The sequence below is a fragment of the Clostridium sp. YIM B02506 genome, from assembly GCF_022324845.1.
Lineage (GTDB): Bacteria > Bacillota > Clostridia > Clostridiales > Clostridiaceae > Clostridium_T > Clostridium_T intestinale.
On record NZ_JAKGTG010000061.1, the window covers coordinates 1 to 4,002 of the forward strand.

The window sequence follows — 4,002 nt, forward strand, 5'->3', positions numbered from 1 at the left end:
TCGATAGCTCAGTCGGTAGAGCAGAGGACTGAAAATCCTCGTGTCGCTGGTTCGATTCCTGCTCGAGCCACCAAAAGTCTAGCATTTTGCTAGACTTTTTTTGTGTATTTAATTAAATTGAATATAAAAAATTAAAAATATCTGAATCGTTTATATATCACCTTTTAACCCGATATCCTCAGCTACGGTTTTCATTCCTTCAATGGTCTCTTTGATTACAAAATCTAATTCTAAATCAAGCATTTTTGCTCCATTCTCGATTATGTTTCTATCAACACCAGCGGCAAATCCTTTAGATTTATATTTCTTTTTAACTGATTTCAATTCTAAATCCAAAATACTTTTAGAGGGTCTCATTATAGCGGCTGCGCTTATAAGTCCAGTGAGTTCGTCTATGGTATATAATACCTTTTCCATTTTATGAACTGGCTCGATATCGCAACATATACCATAACCATGACTTGCTACAGCATGTATATATTCATCAGATATATTATGAGCTTTCATTATTTCTTGGACTTTTATACAATGTTCATCTGGATACATTTCATAATCAAGATCATGAAGAAGTCCTACGATTCCCCATTTATCTATATCTTTTTCATCCAATAATTTTGTGAAATGTCTCATTACGCCTTCAACAGCAAGAGCATGCTTAAGTAGAGAATCACTTTTGGTATATCTACATAATAAAGACCAAGCATCATCTCTAGAAAGTTTCGAATCCATATTACCAGCCTCCTTAGAAAATATAACTATATTTTACTATTATAAATAAATATTGCAAGGTTAGAATGAAAAATCCTTAAGTACACATAATAAAGAATAATGATTTTTTGGGTGGTAACTATGGATGAAATAAATAAAATTATTAATATAATAGCGCATTCACCTTTTGATGTGCTTGTAATAGCCCTATTAATTTATATAGGGTTTCTTATTTTTAAAAAGCTTTTTGTAAAATATATCTGTACATATTGTTGCAAATTTATCAAAAAGACTGAAAACACTTTAGACGATAAAATTTTTGAATCTTTGGAGAAACCGTTAAAGTTTCTAATAGATATATTAGGATTATACTTTTCATTAAAATATTTAGCTTTGAGTATATATAAAGAAGAACTTACGTTAATAACTGAAAAGGTATTAAGATGTGGGTTAGTTATATTTTTTACTTGGATAATCTACAATGTTACAATGGAAGATTCTCTTCTATATAATAGAATAAAAAATAAATATACAGATAAAGTTAATAAGATAATTTTCCCCTTTATATCTATTATAATTAGAATATTAGCATTAATAGCTGCTGTAAGTATATTTTCAAGAGAATTTGGATTTTCTGGATTTGTTACTGGACTTGGAGTATCAGGAGTGGTTATAGCTTTGGCAGCACAAGAGACTTTTTCAAATTTATTTGGAGGAATGGTTATTTTATTTGATAGACCTTTTTCTATAGGAGATTGGATTCAAACCTCAGACGTTGAAGGCATAGTGAAAGAAATAACATTTAGAAGTACAAAAATAAGGACTTTCTCAAAGGCATTAGTTACTGTACCAAACTCTAAGCTTGCTAATTCCTATATAATTAATTGGACTGATAGAAAAAAGAGACGTATATTTTTTAAGTTACCATTAGATTATGGGACTCGCAGTAAAAAGATTAAAATCTTAGTGAAAGAAATTGAAGATTTTCTTTTGAATGATGAAAGAGTTGATAAAGAGCTAGTGATAGTATCTTTTAATGCTTTTTCAGAACACAGTTTAGATGTATCTATATATTTCTATACCAATGTAATGGAGTATTTAGCTTATGAGAAAACTAAAGAGGATATAAATCTTACCATACTTGAGATATTAGAAAAAAATGAAGTTAGTCTTGCTATCCCATGGAGCAGAGTAGAATTATCTAAAAATAAGGAAGCTGAGGATGGGAAGTAAATATATTACTAACATGAATAATATTAGAAAGATAGAAGGAAAAGAGTAATACAATAGAGAATATAAAATTTAAGAAGTTATTATATTAAAATAAAATATAGAGATTTCTATGTTTTAATAAAGGGGAGTATATGAGGAAAAGAAAAGTATTAATTTTTTGTGTTCTCTTAATTATTATAAGTATTGCTACTACAGGATTTTTAAAACAAAAATATAAAAGCATTTTAGAAGATAACTCTATAGGAGATATAATAGAAAATTTGCCAATAAAAAAAGTCGTAGTACCTGATGAAAGTTCTAAAGAAGATAAAAATAATAATGGTATACCTGATCCAATAGACATAGTAAATGAGGCAAGAAAAGAAGTGGAAATAGGAACTTTATATAAAGATGCATATTATACAGGAGGTTATCCACCAGAAGGTGAAGGCGTATGTACTGATGTAATATGGAGAGGGTTCAATGCGATAAATGTCTCAATTAAAGAATTGTTGGATAAGGATATTAGAGAAAATTTAAAAGAATATAGGAGAGTAAACAGTAAACCAGATCCTAATATAGATTTTAGAAGAGTATTAAATCAAGATACTTTCTTTAAAAGATATTGTGATACCTTAACAACAGAACTTAATGTTGATGATATAAATAACCTTAAAGAATGGCAGCCAGGTGATATAGTGGTATTTGTAGAAGGGTATGAACATATTGCTATAGTATCTGACAAAAGAGATAGTGATGGAATACCATACGTGATTCATAATTCCACCCCTAAGGCATCTGAAGCTAAATTAAGTTGGTTTAATAATCCTATATATGCTCATTATAGATGGAAATATTAATAAATAATGAAATTATATATGATTTTAGAAAAGCTAAAGGGAAAAACAATTATTTTTCCCTTTAACCTTAAATATTTTCTATTTGCCAATCTATAGGATTTTTACCTATAGATTTTAGAAAGTCATTACATTTAGAAAATGGTTTTGAGCCAAAAAAACCTCTAGATGCGGATAGTGGACTAGGATGTACTGATTTTATTATGTAGTGATATTTGTTTGTTATGAGTTTCTCTTTTGAAATAGCATTATTTCCCCAAAGTATAAATACTACAGGATCTTTTCTATCATTTAATAAAGAGATTATTTTATCAGTTAATATCTCCCATCCTTTCCCTTTGTGAGAATTAGCAGTATGAGCTCTTACTGTTAAGGATGCATTTAATAATAAAATTCCTTGATCAGCCCATTTTTTTAGATATCCATTATTAGGTATATAACATCCTAAGTCTGTCTGTAATTCTTTATACATGTTAAGAAGTGAAGGGGGAATACCGACGCCTGGTTTTACTGAAAAGCTTAAACCATGTGCTTGATTAGGTCCATGATAAGGATCTTGCCCTAAAATCACTACTTTAACATCTTTATATGCCGTATAGTGTAATGCATTAAAAATATCATGCATATTAGGATAAATTGTTGTTGTCTTATATTCTGTTATGAGAAATTGCCTAAGTTTTAAATAATATTCTTTAGAAAGTTCTTCTTCTAAAAGCTCTTGCCAATCATTTTTAAAATTAATAGCCATAAAAATCACCCCAATATATTATAACACTTAATAAAAAATAATAGTCGAATAAAGAAAACAAAGAAATAGTAAACGTTATACACTGATAAAACAGTTCCAGGTGTATCCATAATATGAAATCAAAGAAATATAGAGATATATTAAGAATTACGGGTATAAGTTTGTGTGAATATGTTATAATAATAAATAGACATCTGATATAGATGTTAAGATAAAACACGTTCCGCAGAAAACATAAAGTTTCTGAGAATATAAATGTTAACTGAAAAATATAAAAAAACAGTTGACATAACAAAAACAATGTGATAACATATTATATGTTGCCGATGAACGGTGACGAATAATGACGAAAATGGTCTTTGAAAATTAAACAGAGGAAACTTAAGAAGTTTTGAATAAACTTATTTATAGTCAACGTAATTCTTAGAGTAAGATTAAACTAAAATTTGTGCACATTAGTGTGACACTTAAATTGAG

General features: G+C 28.5%; 4 protein-coding genes. 2 read left to right on the top strand and 2 right to left on the bottom strand.

All coding sequences use genetic code 11. The annotated features are described in order from the left end of the window. Window positions 1-150: 150 nt before the first annotated feature. Complete coding sequence (locus L1S49_RS22995) at window positions 151-729, bottom strand: hydrolase (protein ID WP_073022879.1); 579 nt, start codon at window positions 727-729, stop codon at window positions 151-153. A 120-nt stretch (window positions 730-849) separates the two neighbouring features. Here L1S49_RS22995 and L1S49_RS23000 point away from each other — a divergent pair, with 120 nt between their 5' ends. Together L1S49_RS23000 and L1S49_RS23005 are read left to right on the top strand one after the other, a co-directional pair. Next, the gene (locus L1S49_RS23000) at window positions 850-1,941 is read left to right on the top strand and encodes a mechanosensitive ion channel family protein (protein ID WP_073022878.1); all 1,092 of its coding nucleotides are present in this window, start codon (window positions 850-852) and stop codon (window positions 1,939-1,941) included. 131 nt (window positions 1,942-2,072) lie between these two features. Further along, complete coding sequence (locus tag L1S49_RS23005; RefSeq protein ID WP_238907682.1) at window positions 2,073-2,780, top strand: DUF1287 domain-containing protein; 708 nt, start codon at window positions 2,073-2,075, stop codon at window positions 2,778-2,780. Window positions 2,781-2,847: 67 nt separating this feature from the next. On the opposite strand, the gene L1S49_RS23010 is transcribed toward L1S49_RS23005, so the two are convergent. After that, complete coding sequence (locus L1S49_RS23010) at window positions 2,848-3,525, bottom strand: uracil-DNA glycosylase (protein ID WP_238907683.1); 678 nt, start codon at window positions 3,523-3,525, stop codon at window positions 2,848-2,850. Between the last annotated feature and the right edge of the window lie 477 nt (window positions 3,526-4,002).